Annotated in this window: 16 protein-coding genes; 6 read left to right on the forward strand and 10 right to left on the reverse strand. The window is 46.2% G+C overall.

The window, feature by feature from the left end:
- Positions 1-393: 393 nt before the first annotated feature.
- A complete protein-coding gene (locus V5T57_RS15270) occupies positions 394-1533 on the reverse strand; it encodes a hypothetical protein (RefSeq protein WP_332892108.1) in 1140 nt (379 codons plus the stop codon).
- 380 nt (positions 1534-1913) lie between these two features.
- Positions 1914-2477, reverse strand: a complete 564-nt coding sequence (locus tag V5T57_RS15275; RefSeq protein WP_332892109.1) for a helix-turn-helix domain-containing protein — start codon at positions 2475-2477, stop codon at positions 1914-1916.
- A gap of 1548 nt (positions 2478-4025) precedes the next feature.
- Between V5T57_RS15275 and V5T57_RS15280 the strand changes: the two genes are divergently transcribed.
- On the forward strand, positions 4026-5093 hold the full coding sequence (locus V5T57_RS15280) for a YibE/F family protein (protein WP_332892110.1): 1068 nt from the start codon (positions 4026-4028) through the stop codon (positions 5091-5093).
- Between the two features lie 401 nt (positions 5094-5494).
- Here V5T57_RS15280 and V5T57_RS15285 read toward each other — a convergent pair whose 3' ends face one another.
- A complete protein-coding gene (locus V5T57_RS15285) occupies positions 5495-6076 on the reverse strand; it encodes an SIS domain-containing protein (RefSeq protein WP_332892111.1) in 582 nt (193 codons plus the stop codon).
- A gap of 183 nt (positions 6077-6259) precedes the next feature.
- Here V5T57_RS15285 and V5T57_RS15290 point away from each other — a divergent pair, with 183 nt between their 5' ends.
- Entirely contained in the window at positions 6260-7312 is a 1053-nt protein-coding gene (locus V5T57_RS15290) for a GGDEF domain-containing protein (RefSeq protein ID WP_332892112.1), read from the forward strand.
- Positions 7313-7323: 11 nt separating this feature from the next.
- On the opposite strand, the gene V5T57_RS15295 is transcribed toward V5T57_RS15290, so the two are convergent.
- From V5T57_RS15295 to V5T57_RS15305, 3 genes are all read right to left on the reverse strand, one after another.
- Entirely contained in the window at positions 7324-7533 is a 210-nt protein-coding gene (locus V5T57_RS15295; protein WP_332892113.1) for a hypothetical protein, read from the reverse strand.
- 68 nt (positions 7534-7601) lie between these two features.
- Entirely contained in the window at positions 7602-8213 is a 612-nt protein-coding gene (locus V5T57_RS15300; RefSeq protein ID WP_332892114.1) for a flavin reductase family protein, read from the reverse strand.
- Between the two features lie 53 nt (positions 8214-8266).
- Entirely contained in the window at positions 8267-9724 is a 1458-nt protein-coding gene (locus tag V5T57_RS15305) for a response regulator (protein WP_332892115.1), read from the reverse strand.
- A gap of 286 nt (positions 9725-10010) precedes the next feature.
- On the opposite strand from V5T57_RS15305, the gene V5T57_RS15310 reads away from it, so the two are divergent.
- Both V5T57_RS15310 and msrA read left to right on the forward strand, forming a co-directional pair.
- The gene (locus V5T57_RS15310) at positions 10011-10979 is read left to right on the forward strand and encodes a tetratricopeptide repeat protein (RefSeq protein WP_332892116.1); all 969 of its coding nucleotides are present in this window, start codon (positions 10011-10013) and stop codon (positions 10977-10979) included.
- A 71-nt stretch (positions 10980-11050) separates the two neighbouring features.
- Positions 11051-11698: a peptide-methionine (S)-S-oxide reductase MsrA gene (gene msrA / locus V5T57_RS15315; protein ID WP_442918225.1), complete on the forward strand. Its 648-nt coding sequence runs from the start codon at positions 11051-11053 to the stop codon at positions 11696-11698.
- Positions 11699-11764: 66 nt separating this feature from the next.
- Here msrA and V5T57_RS15320 read toward each other — a convergent pair whose 3' ends face one another.
- The 3 genes from V5T57_RS15320 to V5T57_RS15330 all read right to left on the reverse strand — a co-directional run bounded on the left by V5T57_RS15320 (position 11765) and on the right by V5T57_RS15330 (position 14738).
- Entirely contained in the window at positions 11765-12862 is a 1098-nt protein-coding gene (locus V5T57_RS15320) for a glycosyltransferase family 4 protein (RefSeq protein ID WP_332892118.1), read from the reverse strand.
- A gap of 58 nt (positions 12863-12920) precedes the next feature.
- Positions 12921-13790 carry an endonuclease/exonuclease/phosphatase family protein gene (locus tag V5T57_RS15325; RefSeq protein ID WP_332892119.1) on the reverse strand — a complete coding sequence of 290 codons (870 nt, stop codon included), beginning with the start codon at positions 13788-13790 and terminating at the stop codon, positions 12921-12923.
- Between the two features lie 138 nt (positions 13791-13928).
- Positions 13929-14738 (reverse strand): HAD-IIB family hydrolase, encoded by an 810-nt coding sequence (locus tag V5T57_RS15330; protein WP_332892120.1) that lies wholly within the window; start codon positions 14736-14738, stop codon positions 13929-13931.
- Between the two features lie 519 nt (positions 14739-15257).
- Here V5T57_RS15330 and V5T57_RS15335 point away from each other — a divergent pair.
- Positions 15258-15629 (forward strand): diacylglycerol kinase, encoded by a 372-nt coding sequence (locus V5T57_RS15335; protein WP_332892121.1) that lies wholly within the window; start codon positions 15258-15260, stop codon positions 15627-15629.
- A gap of 454 nt (positions 15630-16083) precedes the next feature.
- On the forward strand, positions 16084-16578 hold the full coding sequence (locus V5T57_RS15340) for a Ros/MucR family transcriptional regulator (protein WP_332892122.1): 495 nt from the start codon (positions 16084-16086) through the stop codon (positions 16576-16578).
- Positions 16579-16630: 52 nt separating this feature from the next.
- On the opposite strand, the gene V5T57_RS15345 is transcribed toward V5T57_RS15340, so the two are convergent.
- Positions 16631-17560, reverse strand: coding sequence for a LysR substrate-binding domain-containing protein (locus V5T57_RS15345; protein ID WP_332892123.1), 930 nt, complete (start codon positions 17558-17560; stop codon positions 16631-16633).
- Positions 17561-17575 lie beyond the last annotated feature (15 nt).

The following is a 17575-nucleotide window of genomic DNA, read 5'->3' on the forward strand; positions in this document are numbered from 1 at the left end:
ATATGTAAACGGTCAGACTATTAAAAATAAAACTTTTTAAGGAATAATTATATTTGTTTAGCAAATGAGCCGTGCCTTTTATATTTTTGTTAGATTGTTTTTTATTGTGTAAGCATAGGTGTGAGGCGGTATATGTAAAACAAGATCACTATAATTAAGTTGAAGACTTAAATGTTAAGCGCAGTTTCACTGTGTTTGCTCTGTAGAGCCATGAGTAAAGCCAATAGAAGAAAGGCGTGACAGGTTGAGTGAAAGGCTTATAGTCACATAGTCTGAAGGTGGGGTACATATAAAAAAGATCAAAGAGGGGGGAGGCTTGTTGTGTGATTTGGTCGATAGAATTAATGGCTTACTATGCTTTGTTCTATAAGGTTGTATTGGCGCAAGTGATTGTTATGTTGGTGAAAAAGCAATACCATAATGAAGCCCATAGCTCTTGAGATCTTTACGTTGAATATGTGGGCTAGCATCATGAAAATCTAATTGATTGGAGTGTGGAAATTGAATGTCTTTAGACCAGCCTGAGAGTATAAGAAGGACAGCGTTCTTATTCCGTTGAACATCTATAGAAAGCCCCCCTTCGGCATTGGCGTGAAGAAAAAGAACTTTGAGTACTAAGGTTAGGGCATCTTCTCTCGTCGTAAGCATTGAGCAGGGCAGATCAGGAAGTTGATGAAAGGCGTCGGACCATAACATACGACGAGGGGCTGTTATCTCTAGTTTGTCGATAAGAGTAATCAAGAAGGTATAAAGTGACATGTGAGGTTCTTGTTTTTTTAGATGGCTTAGGTGGGCTGCCAATAAGGTGTGTAGTTTTTGAAAGCGCTTTATCCCATAACGTACTTCCCCCCAAATATTCTTTAAAAGAGCATTGTGCCCAGGTAGAAAATAGGACGGTATGAAAGCGTGTTGACTGTTATGGCTTAAGTCCATCAACTCGTGATCGATTTCTTGTAGCTGAATATGTAGTCTTGCGAGTGTTAAATGTATGTTTTTTATCGCGGTTAAGTCCTGACCGCTATGTGGGTGTTGTTCGGCTTTATGCAGGATTTGGGTTATACCATTTACCTGATCCGTTAGTTGCAAGCGTTCTTCCAGCCATAGGGACTGTTCCAGGGTTTTAAAAAGACTCTGCGCCGCCATTTTTGTGGAGATGCCAGAGACCTCAATGTCTTGATCTTTTTCTTGCTCATGATCAAACAACCATGTTTGACATTTAAATTGAATATGCCACCTGTTGTGTGTTGCATCTCTCTTTTTTAATGGGTAGGTGTTCATCGAAGTCTGGTGGCATGCCCAGTAGATATGGATCTCTACATCAAATCTTGTTTTTGTATCCATCTCTTCAGAAAAACAGATGTGTTGTAAGCTCCAACCAGCTTCTTGGATGAGAGTTTCTAACGTATTCAAAAAACAAGGCCAAGGTGAAGGGGCTTCTGGCAATTGCTCAGGCGTTATAATAAGAGCAGTTAGTACGGCTTGCTTTTGAGGGGAGGGGGTAGATGGTAGAGATACAACTTCATTATAAGCCATGGTTCTCTTCTCTACGGCATGGAAGGCTGTTGTTAGCATAGAGCTGGATATCGTCTTTCAAGGCAAACGTATGGGGGGTACCGTCCCAAGAGGTTTGGATACGCTGACCTCTTCCCCGTTGGGCTATCAACACGCTTAGGATGAAAGATGATAAAAAATTCTTTGCTCAAAGGATGGGGGCGCATAGTCACAGATCTGTGACATGAACCATCATATAAGAAACCTAAAAGAATCAGATAAGAGAGGAAAATTGTTAATGTCTATCAGGAAATACAGAATATCTATCGTTTAGTTATAAATTAGAGCGTGTTAAATCCTGCTGGTTCCATTTTTGGCAGCATCTTTTAAAAAGGAATGGGTTTGTTCTGGTCCGTTGTTTCTTACATAGCCAGTTGAATGGTTTCTTTAAAGGACTCGATATCCATGTGTTGTGGGGCAAAAATACCTGAATTGGCGCGCATACGATCAACATGCTGTTTGCATACAGCCAGTAGTAGATCGTGTAAGACCCCTGGGCGTAAATGTAGTCCCTGAGTTTGGGTATACTCTTCTAAAAGTTGCAGTGTCGTGAGTAGCATTAAGGCATCAATTTCTGGATATCCTTTGACCGCAACACGCTGTTTGTTTCCTCGTGTGTTCTTTTGACTTGGGTTGGTGTTGGGGATTTGGTTGGATAAAGGGTGGAGCGTACCGGTTACAAGCCAATCCATAGATACGTTGGCGGCTTTAGCAATGGCCAGTAAGGGGCCGACGGTTGGTTGGCTTTTTCCTGAAATATAGCGGTATAGGTGGGCTTCTGAAATTTCTATGATTTCTGAGAGCTTTTTTTTGCCTCCCACGGCTTCTGCAACTTGTGCAATACGTAGCCCTAAACCAGAAGTTTGAGATTGTTGGTCTAATTTTTGTTCATTGCTACTGTCTGTATTATAAGATGTATTTTTCATATGCTTGCTCTCTTCTTAATGGTCAGAATGATGTTTGTACACCATTTACGAAGGATCTCTTAATCGTTTTATATTGAAGTGTATCTCCATATTAATCACATTAATGCGATTGATCTATCTTATGTGTGAACTTATGTGTTTATCGAGGTGTGCAGTAAAAGTGTGTAATCTTTGTTAAACTCGTATACAGCATAGTAGCCCTCACATTAGCTCTACATTGCCCATAATCTCATATTTTAACCTTTTTTTACACCATTGGCTGCTATTGAGAAAGAATTAATATGTATATAGGCATTATTCGTATAGAAGTTTAAGCGATTTCTATCATCATATAAGGCTGTTTTGTTGTGATTGTATTGATTAATGCAAGTTTGAATAAGATATACTTATGATAAAGTAAGCAAAAGTATGTTGTTATATATGTTTGTTGACGTAATTAGTCTTGCTTTCAAATCATAAAAAATACAATCACATAGTGATGAACTGTTCTGCTGAGCTGTGTAGATGCCACTCTTATTTACGCAAAAAATACAAAAAAGTATGCTCTTGTATAGAAACCTCTTTGGATTATGTCTGTTTTTTTATTCCTATGTAACGTTATTTCATTTTTATTAAGAAAAACAGCGAAAGATCGTTTGATATATGAAAAATTGAATATAGAAATGCAAAAGTTAACAAAAGTTGTATGGGTGCCGCTGTGGAATGGGGTTGATGAAAATGAAGTTTGATATAAGAAAGTTATCTATCGATATAAAGCAATCTGTTCATGTCGTTCACCCATAGGAACAAAAATGAGATCGTATAAAAAATATCATCAGCATATGGAAGCGTTTGTCGTGAGTTTTGAGCGCCGTTAGTCAGTAGGTAATGGCGACAATATCTGCTCTTGATATGGATGAGTGAAACAGGTTCATTGCGCATAAAACCCGCTTGTAATGGCTCTTTCAACATAGATGTTGGTGGGTCAATGGGGGGGGCTGATTTGTTCGTGGAATGCTGTGATAGAAAGGTATTCTTAACCAGAAATAAGGATTAACATCTTGGGGTGAAGGAACATTTTTTCGGGAAGAGATCTCGTGCGTTTACCGCACGTTTTAAACCTATTTGTGTACTTTTTTGGAATAGGAGTGAATAGGGAGACGGTGTTCGTAAGGAATACTCTTCAAGAATTTTGCTTGCCTGAGATTTGCTCAGATAAATGGACGTTAAGAGATGAAGGTGAACAAAAGAGATAGCTATTAAGGCAACTCTTTATATTTAATGCTAAAATTTATCTATATGAATATATATTAAATGATCAAGAAAGGGCCTGATGGGTTTGATCTCAGAAGAGTGATGGGTACGGTTAAAGCGGTTGAAAACGACGGGTTAGAGACAAAGATAGTGTTCCTAGAAAATAACATGATAAACTTCAGCGTTTTGTGTCATGGTGTCCTCGAATCAAGAAGGGCTTGGTCTTGCGAAAAATGTCAATAAGGCCCTTTGTATATAAGGTTGAGTATCTTTATGCGTGTTTTTTTGGGGTGGGTTAGCTTTTGGCTTGTGCTGATGTCTGTATCTTTAGCATCCGCAACCGTACCGATTGTCCCTGATGTTCAGTACGAAACTGCGGTGGTTGTGGAGATTACCCCAACAGGGAAGCTACCTGGTAAGGGCCAGCGGTGGCATGTCAAAGCTCTATTACAAGAAGAAGGTGTGCCGACCGGGTTTGAGCTTTTTTCGAGTCAGGCTGAGCCAAATGTCGTTCCCCAAGATATTAAGGTTGGAGATGCTGTCATTTTGAGTTGTCAAAACCTGCAATGTCACTACTTCGACCAAGACCGTCGGCATGGTTGGTGGTTAATAGGTGTGATATTTCTTGTGGTTATAACTCTTGTTTGTGGCATGCACGGTGCGTTTGCTCTGTTTGCTTTGGGTTTTAGTATCGCTACAATTTTTGCCTTTATGACCCCCTTGCTCCTGCAAGGTTGGAGTCCTTTTTGGTTGAGTTTAGGGACAGCTATTTTGCTTGTTGTTGTCCTTATTTCCGTTGGACATGGCGTGACAATGCGTAGTGCCATTGCGGCCCAAGGGGCTATTTTGGCACTTCTTTGTGCGGCGCTGTTTTCCTGGGTCTCTGTCTGGATCTTAGGTTTGGATGGTGCTGGAAGTGAGATTGGGCTATACAGCGATTATGGGGTGCTAAAAAACCTGGATATGCGTGGTTTGTTTTTAGGTGCCATATTATTGGGGAGTATTGGCCTGCTTGATGATGTGACCTGGGCACAAGCGGCCGTGGTAGAGGAATTGGCCTTGGCTCATCCACGTATGGAGGCTTTTGAACTCTACCAAGCCTCACTGATTGCTGGGCGAGAGTATCTTATCGGTATGATCAACACCTTGGCGCTTGCGTATGTTGGGGCCGGATTGCCTTTATTGATTTTAGCGTTATATGACCAGTCTCTGCCGTTATGGGTGAGCTTAAACAGTCAGGTCATTCAAGAAGTGTTGGTACGTACCCTGAGTGGTGGTTTTGCCTTAACACTGGCCTTGCCTTTGACCACTTGGCTCGCTGCAAAAAAGTATGGCAAACAACCCCGTTTAGGGCGGACCAAACCCTTGAGTGGTATCAGTTAACTGGTCGTGTCTACCAGGGGTTCTCTATGTTTTTGGGTGTCGATCTCTATTAGCCCTAAACATATAGACGGTAACGTGCTTATTCTGTTCTGAGCATGTTTGTGTTTGTGGTGGGGTAGAGCCCCGCTTGGCCTGACCTGTTTTGTCTTTTAGGTGATCTAGCATGCCTAAAGGGTTGGCTATGGCCACCGACAATGCTCACTGGAACACTGTTGTGGGTGTTTGCGGGGAGGGGAATCTACTTTTATGCCATGCTACATAGCGCAGAATGGACTTTGGAGAGATCTGTATTGGTGCTGCAGATCAAATAAAATAACTTTTTAGTCGTTCTGTGTGGTGCCGTTTTTCTGTTTGGCGGGTTAAAGTTTTTAACGGCTTGCCCGTAGAGCCAGCAAGAGCACTCACCCCTTTTTTTGGTTGAGCCAAAGTGTCTCAATAATCGCATGCATGACGGCTTCATGGCCTACTTCAGCATGACCATACAGCTCAGTAGGAAGATGAAAACCGACATGAGCTGGCAGTTGCCAAAGTTTATTCTCTGCTTGAAAAGCAGATAGGGTAATGAGATCCATTTGCTGATCCAGTGCCCACTGGCTGCTGGATAAAATATTTTCTGAGTTCCCAGAGCTGGATATGGCGATAAGAAGATCTCCAGGTCGCGCCAACTTTTTTAGAGGTTCCAGAAAAACAGATGCATAGCCATTATCATTGGCCATACAGGTTATTAAGCTTGCATCACTAAAGGTGTGAGAACGCACATTCAGTTTGTTGATCATATCTTGGCTTAAATGGCTACATAGAGCATTGCTACCACCATTACCCACCCACCAGACTTGTCCATCTCTCTTCTGTTGTTTGATCAACAGTTCAGCAGCCGCTGTGTAAGCCGCGTGTTGGTCACATGCTTGTCCTTGTTGATGGCAGCGGGTTTGTTCTAATACGCTGTTTAATTGCATCAACCACTGGGAAACCGTCGCAGACATGGGCCAGCCTTCATTAGAAACATCATCATTGAAAAAGGTGAGATTTATGGTCAACTTCGCAGAGTGACTACTAAAAATCAACCCATTTTCATGATGCTCCGAATAGGGTGTGGGGGGGAATCCTATGGATAGCAAGCGATAACCAGGGTATGCTTAATACATATTTTAACAATGATGTCGCCTTTGTCTGATATCAGATGGTTGTCGTTTTTGCTCGGGGTGTTTATGGATCGGCGGTATACAGAGATCGTGGATTTAATGAGTCAGCAGGATAATCGCCTGGATTTGATCTCTGCATTAAATCAAGTCTGTCATCGGTTTTACCCCAAGGCATCCTTGGCATTTTGGGATCTTTATACCGAACATATTCCTAATGAGGATACCGGTGAGATGACCCTTAGCCGGGTCTTGATTGACCCGACCGATTTGGCTGGGCGGGAGTATGAGTTTGAGTCTCTATCAGGGGCTGAACAAGCCATGAATCGTGGGCGGTGTACCATGCACGCGATGTCTGAACCCTGTGCCATGAACCGTATCATCCTACCTCTGATACAGGACCATAATCATGCAGCTCTTATGGTTATCGATGTTGATAAAGAGGTTCGGGTAGATTTTTCCGGATTGAAGTTGGTTGGAGTACTTTTTCTAAACCTGCAATCGCTGATCGCCAAAAAGGATCAAGATCCGCTCACGTCACTTCTTAATCGTCGTTCTTTTGATGAGACGGTAGCCACCGTTCTAGCCCAATGTGCCAGTAATGAGCATTCGGGTCGTACCTCTGGTGGTGGTGCATGTTTAGCCAGTTTTGATATCGATTTCTTTAAGCGTATTAATGACAACTATGGCCATGCTATAGGGGATGAAGTATTAATTCTTTTTGCCCAGCATATGCGCCGTGTGTTTCGTCATTCAGATAAGCTGTTCCGTTTTGGGGGGGAGGAGTTTATTGCGATTTTACTGGATGTGGATGAAGCTAAAGCCCAGGCTGCGCTGACCCGCTTTAGAGAAGAAATTGGAAGTTTTGACTTTCCCCAGGCAGGCCGGGTAACGGTTAGCATTGGTTATACCATGGTCACCGCCAGTGATTTCCCTACGGTACTCATGGAACGTGCCGATCGTGCACTTTATTATGCCAAGGCCAATGGGCGTAATCGCTCATGTCACTTTGAGGCGTTGGTTGCCCAAGGGGCCTTGGATGATATTCAGAGAGAGACCGCAGAAGTTGATCTGTGGTAGTGGATCATTCCTCACATCTGTTCAAAGAGCTCAGGTTTTTCATGTTGCAGCAGCATTAAATCTGTTGCAATCACATGCTCATCGACCCATTTCATGCGCCCAAGACGGTCCTGAATCAACGCGACAAGCTGCTCTTTATGGGCTGGGCTAATATGGTTGTATTCCGTGCCGGCCAGTACTTCTTCGACCTGACCAGGTAGCTCATCATTGATAAAAGCCATGGGTATTCCTTGTTAAAGTTAGAACTTATGCCTCTATCAGAGCCTGTACGTCACCCAAGGTTCCCTGGTTAATCTCTTGTTGCTTTAAACGGTGTGCCTGGATGCATGTAAAAGCCAGCCCCTAAGCGTGCTAAAGGTTCTGCTTGCTGTGCATTGACTGCAATACGTCCTTTGGCATCCTGAGTGGCGATCTCATCAGAAAGATAGATGTGGTGTATTTGACCAAAAAGCAGAGCTTGAGGGGTGGTGCCTATTTCATCAGCCCGGTAAAGCGTGCAAGCATAGGCAATGGCACAGTTTTCTAATCTGGGCAGGGTATGCTGCGCCATGGGAACTGTGGAGAGGTTGAGCTGCTCAATCTCAGAGTCGCCTGCTTGTAAGGGGGCTGCGCTGGCTTCGACCAGATCAGCTTGGTGTGGGTGAGGAATATGTACGGTAAAGTGCTTACGCTGCAAAATGTTTAGGCGACTGTCCTTTGGTGAACCATCCGCTTTTTTGCCGACAGATAACATCAATAGCGGGGGATCACTGGCAATGCCGGTAAAATATGAAAATGGGGCTAAATTCAGACGACCGTTTTCGTGTTCACTAAGTACCCAGGCAATGGGACGCGGAATAAGCGTTTGGGTCATTAAATGATAGATGGCCCCAGGGCTCTGTTGTGAAAGGTCCACGTACATGTTGCAGGTTCCCTATTAAGAGGCATCGGTCTTAGGTGAAGAAGCAAAATGATCTAGCCTAAAAAACGGCGTATCCGAGGGATAAGATCATGGAACTGAATGGGCTTATTGACAAAATCCACAGCACCCAGGTGGAAGGCTTCTGTCCGGGTTTCGCTCTCTTGATCCACCGTTAATACAATGGTGGGAATGGATTCATGCACGGGGGTTTCCTTCAGTTTACTCAGCAATTCAAACCCGTCGAGCTTTGGCATGCGTAGATCTGAGACAATAAGATCTGGGCGCTGTTTTTCAATCATCTGTAGTGCTTCAGCGCCATCATTGGCTTCATGAACATCCAACCCAATCTGTTCAAGGGCAGGGCGTAGTAGCATCCGTTCTATTTCACTATCATCCACCAGTAAAATAATAGGTTCACTCTCTGGCAGAACAATGGCGACTTCCCCTCCTGAGCCAGGCAATGTCCGTAAGCGGATCTCGCCATCATGGGCTGCAATGATCGCTTGGCATAATGTGTCACTTTCCATGGCTGTCGCCAGCTTGTCCACAACCAAGCTGGGTTGAAGCTGGCGGGATAGAGCCTCAATATGTTTAGCCAGCCCTGAACTGCGAATAGATATTCCACCCTCCTCAAAGAGAATGGGCACACTCTCCCCAGCGTTGCTCAGCTCTATGGCCAGGTTAATGAGGTGACGGAAAGCTTCATCCAACAAATAAGGGTCGCCATGCAACCGTTGGAGCGGGTCAATTTCATTTTTAAGGGTAATATGCTGCTCTTCAGCCTGGGTGTTTAGGCTGCGGGTGACTTGATCAATTAAATGGCGCGCATTGATAAAGCCAAAGGCCGGACTTAATGCATCCAGGTGCAAGCGGCTGGGGCGGTCGCGATCTTCTGCTATTTCAAGTAGATTATCTAAATTTGCCTGGGCCTGCTCACAAGCTTGTTGAAGGGGGCCTGGTAGCAGTTGCTCGGCGTGTATGGCCTCTAACAGGTTGATGGTGCCCGCCAAGGGTTCACGAAGGTTACGGTGGATTAAGGTAAAGAAATGGTTTTTATCATTTAATGCACGCTCTAACCGTTGAATTTGCTCTCTTAGCTGTCGTTCATTTTCGGTGCTTTGTACCGAGAGAGGCGGATCTTCCTGGTTAGGTGTAAGATGGCACAGAATAAGGGTTGGATAGTGTCTCTGAGTCGCCATAATAGAGAAGTGAAGGGTGACAGAACGGCGAGTTTGAGCTGCGACCCAGGTAACATCAGAGAAGTGACCGCTAAAATTTCGTCCCTCGCGAAGATCGATCAGGATTTGGTTGATGGCAGCATGGTCTTGAGGGGCTATAAGGTCAAATAGAGGAATATTCTGTAGTTCAGGTTGGCGGTTGAGCCACCCAATCATGGTGTGATTCCACCCTTGAACTTTTAGATCGGCATCCAACAATAGAGCAGCGCTGTCGACAGCTTGTCGGGCTGTCTCTGTCCAGTTTGGTCCTGTGGTGCTCGTGGTATGGGCCATGGAATATCCGTTCCTGAAAAACAGAATATTAAAATGTAAAAAAATGAGGTGTATGCGAAAGCTATCCTCACAATTTGCATGAGAATTTTGATAAATGGAATAAAAAAATGGGCAGGCCCATTTTAGAAGGGTGCTTTCCCAGGGGGGGGGTTATTGTTACTCTTAACAATAAGTTCTCTCTTGAAATGGATCCATGCCCCGCTTTTGGCTGTAGAGGATGTGGAAAAGGCTTGTAGCAAAAGCTGGCAAGGATCATCTGTTCATGTTTGGCTGATGGGTGTTTGCTATGGCACAACCTTCTCGTATTCCTCTGATACCACTGGCTTTGGTGTTGATTGCACTGCTCATGGTGTTGCGTGCTGTGGTGCCCGATCAGCCCTCGGAGGTTCCCTACGTTCGGCAAGCGGCAGATGAAGTGTCTGAAAATCTGCAGCCAACGACTCTTATTTCCCCGCCGGCCCCATCATCTGAACGGACACCTGAACCACCGGTGGCCAGTCAGCCACCGCCCAAAAGAGTGTTGACACAATCGGTACCGCTTACCTCATCTGAGCCTACAGCTTGTGATCAGCTGGCGGCATCACCAGAAGATCCTGACCGGGTAGCAACAGCGGTGTCAATCAAGGGACTTGATATTCCCGCAGCAGATCAAGCCTGTATGGATGCGGTGGCCCAATATCCTAATGAGGGTCGGTTCTATTATCAATTAGGGCGCGTGGCAGAAGCCAAACAAGATTGGGGTGGGGCACGTAAAGCATATGTAAAGGCCAGCAGCAAAGGTTATCGTATGGGGACCTATCGCTTAGGCATGATCACCATTCGAGATCGATCAGACCGCCGTAACATTCGTAAAGGTTTGGGGCTGATCAAGGAGGCCGCAGTCGCTAAATTGCCTATTGCTCAGAACGCCATGGGGGTTTATCTGGCCAATGGTAAAATTGTGCGTCGAAACATGCGGGAAGCCTTAAGCTGGCTTAAACAGTCAGCCATGGGTGGCTACCCTCAAGGTATGCACAATCTCTCCCGTGCGTTGCTTTCACCAAGGTCGGGTAAAGCGCGTAGTACTCAGGAGGCTATTACCTGGCTTAGGAAGGCTGCCGATCGGGGTGTGGCTGAAGCGCAATATGATCTGGGGGAGTATTACAGCAAAGGGCGCTATATGCCTAAAGATCCTAAAGAGGCAGAGCTGTGGTATAGCAAAGCGGCAGAGCAGGGCCACAAAGGTGCCCAAAAAAAACTGGCGGCTCAATTTTAAGTCATTCTTAAAGGGCAGGGAACCCGGCGGTAGAGAGGGTGTCTGAAAAGGGTATTCTGTTTATTCATCCTATGTGGGTAGAGGGGTTGTTCATGTTGTTTATGCAAAAAAAAGTCACCATGATCGCACCTGAAGATGCCATGCCAGGGCGTTCGCAGTCGATGCCGGTTTCACCGACACATTTGGTTTTAAAGACCCCCATGCAAGGCCCTTGGCCAGGTATGTCCAAACTGGTGTTAGGTATGGGCTGCTTTTGGGGGGCAGAGCGGCGTTTTTGGCAGCAGGATGGGGTGCATATGACCGCTGTTGGATATGCTGCAGGCTTTACGCCTAACCCTACCTATGAAGAGGTCTGCGCCAATCAAACCGGGCATAATGAAGTGGTGCTGGTTGTCTATGACCCTAAAAAGATTTCCCTCGAACATCTCCTGCATCAATTTTGGGAAGGGCATAACCCTACCCAAGGTATGCGCCAGGGTAACGATGCCGGTACACAGTATCGCTCTGGGCTTTATATGGAAGGCGACGCTGATCTGGCATTGGCGGAGCAAACCAAGGCTGCCTTTCAACAGCGTCTAAAGGCGGCTGGTCATGGTGAGATCACCACCGAGATCTTGCCTTTGCCAACTTTCTATTATGCTGAGGATTATCATCAGCAGTATTTGGCCAAAAATCCAGGTGGTTATTGTGGGTTGGGTGGCACGGGTGTTACCTTTTAGTCGTTGGTTTTTTAAGAGGGTTCCGGCGCACGGTTCCGCGAACGGAAGCCGTCTGCCGGACCTCTCTTATGCTCTGCCGTTGTTGGTGGCTTTTTGGCAGGGGACCAAATTGTCTCTGAACTGTTGTGTCGCTTGAGATGTTGAGAAATCGGCTGCACGTTTTAAACAGAGTTTCGGGTCAATTTTTAACGCTGATTGCATGGCAAGCTTAAGATCATCATCCATAACACCTGCTCCAGAGTTTCCTATAATATAAGCTGGGGCCATATGGTTAAAAGCGGCAATGGGCGTACCGCTGGCAAGTGCCTCAATAAGAACTTTGCCAAATGTATCGGTGCGTGAAGGGAAGACAAAAACATCTGCCGCAGCGTAGTAGCGGGCTAAATCTTCACCACGTTTGAGCCCTGTAAAAAGAGTCTTTCCCCCAAGGCGTTTCAATCGCTCTTCATCGGGACCTTCCCCAACCAAAACCTTAAGCCCCTCAACATCTGCTTGTATAAACGGGGCCAGATTTTTCTCTTTGGCCAGGCGGCCAACATAGAGATAAATAGGCTCTTTGATCGCTTGTAGAGCAGGGGGGTATTCTAATGGTTTTCTGGGCTTAAACCGCGCTGTGTCAACGCCCCGCATCCATAGTGCGATCTGTGTATTAAACTGTTTTTCTCGTAAAAGGTCTGCCATGGGTGGTGTTGTTGCCATCATACATGAAGCCCCATTATGAAAATGGCGTACTAAAGGGTAGACCCAGCTGGTGGGAATGAGCCCCCGACTACGGCGATGCACATACTCAGGCCACTGGGTGTGGTATGTGGTGGTAAAGGCGAGACTGTGCTTGCGACAGTAGCGGTAAGCGGCTAAACCGATTGGGCCTTCTGTGGCAATATGTATATGGTCGGGCTCAAACTGTTCGATCAACTCTGCTGTAAGCCCTTGATCTCGAACGACCTCAACATGATCCCCTTTGATCGTAAACCATTTCTTTTTAAAACGTCGTGGGTGAATGACCTCAAGCACGTCTCCCCATAGGCTTAATTGTGCGACCGTATCCTGATAGGTCAACGCCACACCATTGACTTGGGGTGGGTCCCAAGCATCAGTAGCGATGAGAATACGTTTGCAGGATCGGATGGTTGGGCTGTTTTTTGTTGGATCGGTATGATGCATGGCAGTTTTTCGATGCTCTGTAAAAGGAGGGGGATAAATGGCTAGTTGGTTTCATTTTTTATGAGCCCATAGTGATCACCGTGGTGCTTATGGCTGCATGGTCCGAGTTGAATGTTTTGGCCATCACATGGCCTTGAGGCTGTTTTGGGTGGTGGCCTCTGGCAAGTATATGGTCCACAGATCGTCGGTCCCACCAGGGTAAAAAGGTGGGTGAAGTGGGGCGGTTAATGCAGTCGGTGAACTGGGCTAAAATGGGTGCAGTGATCTGCAATTTATTTAAGGGCATATTAAAATCCCCCAATAAAACGATGGGTTGGTTGCTGGGGATAGATTTTAAATTTTGCGCCAATACTTGCAGATGCTGTTGGTAGAGGCTGAGTTTTTCTGTGGTACAGAGGTGCACATAGAGATAGGTGATTCCACTCTCCAGTCCTCGGGCCATAACGGCACCTCCTCCGCCACCAATTTTTTTAGCCCAGGGAAAAGGGTGGGGGATGGCAATAGACTCTGTCGGTTCGCGGGTGGCGAACACCACACTTAAATGATCTTTAATGCCCTTGGCTTTATGGCCCAATGCGGTGTGAATGGTTTGAAAACCCATTGACCGTAACGCCTCTATATAAAGAGGCTGTTGGGAACGGAGGACTTCACATAACCCCACAACATCTATGGGGTCCGTATGATGTAGCTGTTTTAACTGGGCAATGATGCGCTGTGGCGAAAGTTTTTTGTAGACAATCTGACGGCGTTCTTCCAGGGAACGTTTGCGCCACTTAAAGGGCATTTGGATCCCTAAGAGCTCTTCTGTGAGGGCCTGTTGGGGACGTTTGTAGTGGATGCCGTAGTGGATATGGATGTGCTGCCAAAAATGCCTGCCATCTCCCCCTGCCATGGTGTTGAGATGAAAGCAGTTCCGCTGATCAGTCATGGGATGCTCCCCCGCTTATGTTATTGATCGCGGGAGAGTATGGTGGAGCTGCAAGACCCTTGCATCACACCTGGGTAACAAAAGTGTATGCGACGGTGTCTTTTTGGCTTTGAGCGCCCAATAAGTGTGGGCTAAGCCCTATTCATTGTTTGATAAGGTAAAGAAAGTTTGAAAACCTTCAAGAATACCATCGGCATAATAGGCCTGTGCCATGTGTAAGCTTTGAAGGTGCCCCGCTTGTTGGGCAAGTTTACGGGCTTGGGCCTGGACCTGTTCTTCTGCGTTGCCAACCAGAACAGAGGGTACGCTACTTGTGAGAACAGCCAGATCATTGCCTGAGTCACCGGCAAAGAAAGTGTGGTTGTCCTCAACCTGACACTGCTGTTGGAGCATCCGTACGGCTGCCAGCTTATCAATACCCGCTGGTAGGATATCCAGTAGCCTCTCTCCGGTCACATCATCCCGGCTCCAAACCTGTTCAATAGGCAAACCCTGCAGACGTTTTTCGATCTCCTCAATCAACGGAGTCTTGTCCAGGTTGGGATCAGAGGTATAGCTCTGTTTAAAGCGACCTTGTCGATCCCCGGTTTGTGCCAATATGGGTAGGTCGGTTAATCGTTCTGGAATTTGCCGTCTAACATCGAGCGTCCAAGTGCTGGCCAGAACGGTATTCCAGCTCTGTAGTGGCTGCCACTCTGAGTGCTCAATGGTATAAATGGAGGTTCCAACATCAGCCACAGCATAATTGGGCATGGGCAGGTGGTAGCGTTTGATCGCCTCTTCAATACGGCTACGATCCCGACCAGAGACATAGGCCAGGGTGATGGATGGGTGGGCGGCAAGCGCAGAAAAACGTTGGCGAGCGCCATGCTGTTCCTGAACATCACCATTAGGTAGAAGCGTACGGTCCAGGTCGGTGCAAAGCAGATAAGTTGACTGTGTCGCCATGATAAACGGTCCATCCAAAAGTTAAAGGGGATCAAAAGTTGGGCTGGAACTCTTAAAAGTTGTACCATCTAATAGAGTATAGGTTCTACTGTCGATGCATGATCGTAAGTGGAAGTGTATGATTTTTAGTAGGTGTTTGTACCTAATAAATCTATGAAGGTGAAAAAATGAAGTTGGACATGGAAACCATTATGTGGATTGCATGGGGATCTGCAGTGATCATACCCCTTAAAATCTATTGGCTTATACGCTTTTTTAAGAAAAAAATTGCAGAAGATCAAGCGGCACAACAAAAACCATGAAGAGTTTATGGCTCGTCGGTTAACCCTTTAAAAAGGCATGTCCAATATCTTTTATGTGAACTCTTTGTCACGGCATACGGGTTTTTAATGAAGTCTCTTCATGGGTAGGTAATCCTGGGCTAATTTCATACTGGCCGGGCTGCGTAGAAAAATTCAGCGGTGACTAAACCGGCTATGCTGCCATGTTGACTACCATTTCATGGAAGGGCGTTGGGTCATGAAACAGGCTGAAGAGAGTGGTTTTTTACACTTAATACGGGCATCTGGATACTCCTGGCAAGGCTTGCAAGCGGCATGGCATCATGAAATTGCTTTCCGTATGGAGGTGGTTTTTTGCTCTATGATGGTACCGGTGGGCATGTTGCTTGGAGATGGGGCGGTTGAACGTGCTTTATTGATCGGCAGTCTGTTTATTGTGTTGATTACAGAGTTGTTAAACTCTGCCGTTGAGGCTGTTGTGGATCAGCAGGGGCTAGAATGGAATGCGTACGCCAAACGTGCCAAGGATTTAGGCTCTGCAGCTGTTTTTATGAGTGTGGGGTTGGGGGTGATGGTCTGGGGGATGATCTTCGCGGAAAAGTTAGGCTGATGGGTATGGGGGTAACCTCTCCGTTAAGGGGGGCGCCATTTGTCTTCTGCTTTGTCCATAGAGGTATGCGTTACTGCCCTGTTTAACGGCATCTATTCTTATTGAGTGCCATTTTCTATTTCGAATGATAATCACGATACGAAACGGCTGTCGAAATGTAGACGCCGTTTTTCACTTTTTTCTGATATTCAGTGTGGTTTCTTCCTTGGAATGCGGTTTGAGCTTGCGTTATAAATAGAGACTGGCGGGGAAAGGTGCGATCATGCTGGTTTGGCGGCAAGGGTTGCACACACAGGCTGTGGAGGTAATCGCCATGGCCCACGATAACGATAAATAACCATGGCGATTCCAAGGTTATGATTCACCTTCCCCAAGCAGGTTGTCCGTTGGCAGACGGCATGGAAAAACCTGTATTACCATGATCCAAAGAAAAAAAGCAGACAGGGAGAAACAAATGTCAAAGGATCTGATTCAAACCACAGCCGGCATTATCGAGTCTTATGTCAGTAATAATCCCATTGAGGCCGAGCAGCTAACGGGTTTGATTGGTGAGGTTTTCAGTTCACTCGAAGAGCTTTCACAAAAAGGTAGTCTTACCGATATTGATGAAGCAACCGCTGAAGATCTGGACCGTTGGGTGGATGGGCTGAATAAGAAAGAGCCGCTGGGGTTGAGTAAGTTACAGCCAGCTGTACCTGTAGATCAGGCTGTACAGGAAGATAGTGTAACCTGTTTGATTTGTGGCAAGACCTGCAAGGCATTGAAAGGTCACTTGACCCGTACCCATAAGTTGGATGTTTCCGACTATCGCGCGATGTTTGATCTCCCTAAAGATTTTCCCATGACAGCTCCTAACTACTCAGCACGACGCCGCGCGTTGGCTGAAGAGGTTGGTTTGAGCGAAAAACTGCAAGCCAGTCGCGAGCGCAAAAAAAAGAACAACAGCTAAGCAAACAAAGCTGTTTTAAGTAAGCATAAACGGGCTGAGACGGTGTATCGTCTCAGCCCGTTTTGTTTGCGTACTTTGGCCATGCCTTGATGGCATGGTGTGTTAGAAAGTCGATTAAGACCCGAATGCGTCGGGCTTTTTGACTGTTTTGCGGAAAATAGACACTGAGACCCGCACGGGTATTCCAGTACGGTTCCAGTACAGGGACTAAGCTGCCCTCTTGAAAGGCCGCGAGAACCCCAGGCTCTAACAGCCTTGCCATGCCAAGCCCCTGTTTGGCCATATCCACCATGACATCAGTATCATTCACAATGACAGCTTGGCGTATTTCAATACGTTTGGCTTGTCCCTCAATGACCAGTTCCAGTGGTGCCAGTTGGTTAGATGCAATATACCGGTAGTAAATTAAGTGGTGGTGATGGAGATCTGCCGGTTTTTGAGGGGTGCCGTGGCATTGTAAGTAGTGGGGGGCAGCAAAGAGGGCGTCGCGCATGGGTGGGGTTAGTGGCTTGGCAACCATGCCAGCTTCTACCCGATCTCCTAAACGTATGCCGACATCAATCCCTTCTTCGACAATATCGATGGTGGCATCAGAGACCGATAGCTCTACCTCAATATGGGGGTACCGCTGGCTGAACGTGGCAAAAATGGGTTTGAGTAAAAAGTTATAGGCAAAACGGGGTAAGGTGATGCGTAACTTACCCGCAGGTGTCTCACCCAAATCATGCACGCTCTCCATCGCTGCGGTCAGCTCTTCAAGTGCAGGAGCTGTACGTAGACGTAACTGCTCCCCCGCTTCGGTTAAGCTGATCCTGCGGGTCGTGCGGATAAAGAGTGGTAACCCCATATGTTTTTCTAATGTTTTCAGGGCGTGGGAGACCGATGGTGGGGCCATGTGCAAGCGTCGCGCCGCCCCCCGTATAGACCCTTCTTGTGTAATGGTATGAAAAACCTTGAGCTGTTGGTAGGTTGAGCCATTCATGGCTGTTACTCCTGA

Origin of the sequence: Magnetococcus sp. PR-3, assembly GCF_036689865.1 — a bacterium.
GTDB lineage: Bacteria > Pseudomonadota > Magnetococcia > Magnetococcales > Magnetococcaceae > Magnetococcus.

Coding starts and splice junctions, on each gene's coding strand:
- V5T57_RS15270 (WP_332892108.1), bottom strand. CDS start 1,533: ATGGCTTATAATGAAGTTGTATCTCTACCATCTACCCCCTCCCCTCAA.
- V5T57_RS15275 (WP_332892109.1), bottom strand. CDS start 2,477: ATGAAAAATACATCTTATAATACAGACAGTAGCAATGAACAAAAATTA.
- V5T57_RS15280 (WP_332892110.1), top strand. CDS start 4,026: ATGTCTGTATCTTTAGCATCCGCAACCGTACCGATTGTCCCTGATGTT.
- V5T57_RS15285 (WP_332892111.1), bottom strand. CDS start 6,076: ATGTCTGCGACGGTTTCCCAGTGGTTGATGCAATTAAACAGCGTATTA.
- V5T57_RS15295 (WP_332892113.1), bottom strand. CDS start 7,533: ATGGCTTTTATCAATGATGAGCTACCTGGTCAGGTCGAAGAAGTACTG.
- V5T57_RS15300 (WP_332892114.1), bottom strand. CDS start 8,213: ATGTACGTGGACCTTTCACAACAGAGCCCTGGGGCCATCTATCATTTA.
- V5T57_RS15305 (WP_332892115.1), bottom strand. CDS start 9,724: ATGGCCCATACCACGAGCACCACAGGACCAAACTGGACAGAGACAGCC.
- V5T57_RS15310 (WP_332892116.1), top strand. CDS start 10,011: ATGGCACAACCTTCTCGTATTCCTCTGATACCACTGGCTTTGGTGTTG.
- msrA (WP_442918225.1), top strand. CDS start 11,051: ATGTGGGTAGAGGGGTTGTTCATGTTGTTTATGCAAAAAAAAGTCACC.
- V5T57_RS15320 (WP_332892118.1), bottom strand. CDS start 12,862: ATGCATCATACCGATCCAACAAAAAACAGCCCAACCATCCGATCCTGC.
- V5T57_RS15325 (WP_332892119.1), bottom strand. CDS start 13,790: ATGACTGATCAGCGGAACTGCTTTCATCTCAACACCATGGCAGGGGGA.
- V5T57_RS15330 (WP_332892120.1), bottom strand. CDS start 14,738: ATGGCGACACAGTCAACTTATCTGCTTTGCACCGACCTGGACCGTACG.
- V5T57_RS15335 (WP_332892121.1), top strand. CDS start 15,258: ATGAAACAGGCTGAAGAGAGTGGTTTTTTACACTTAATACGGGCATCT.
- V5T57_RS15340 (WP_332892122.1), top strand. CDS start 16,084: ATGTCAAAGGATCTGATTCAAACCACAGCCGGCATTATCGAGTCTTAT.
- V5T57_RS15345 (WP_332892123.1), bottom strand. CDS start 17,560: ATGAATGGCTCAACCTACCAACAGCTCAAGGTTTTTCATACCATTACA.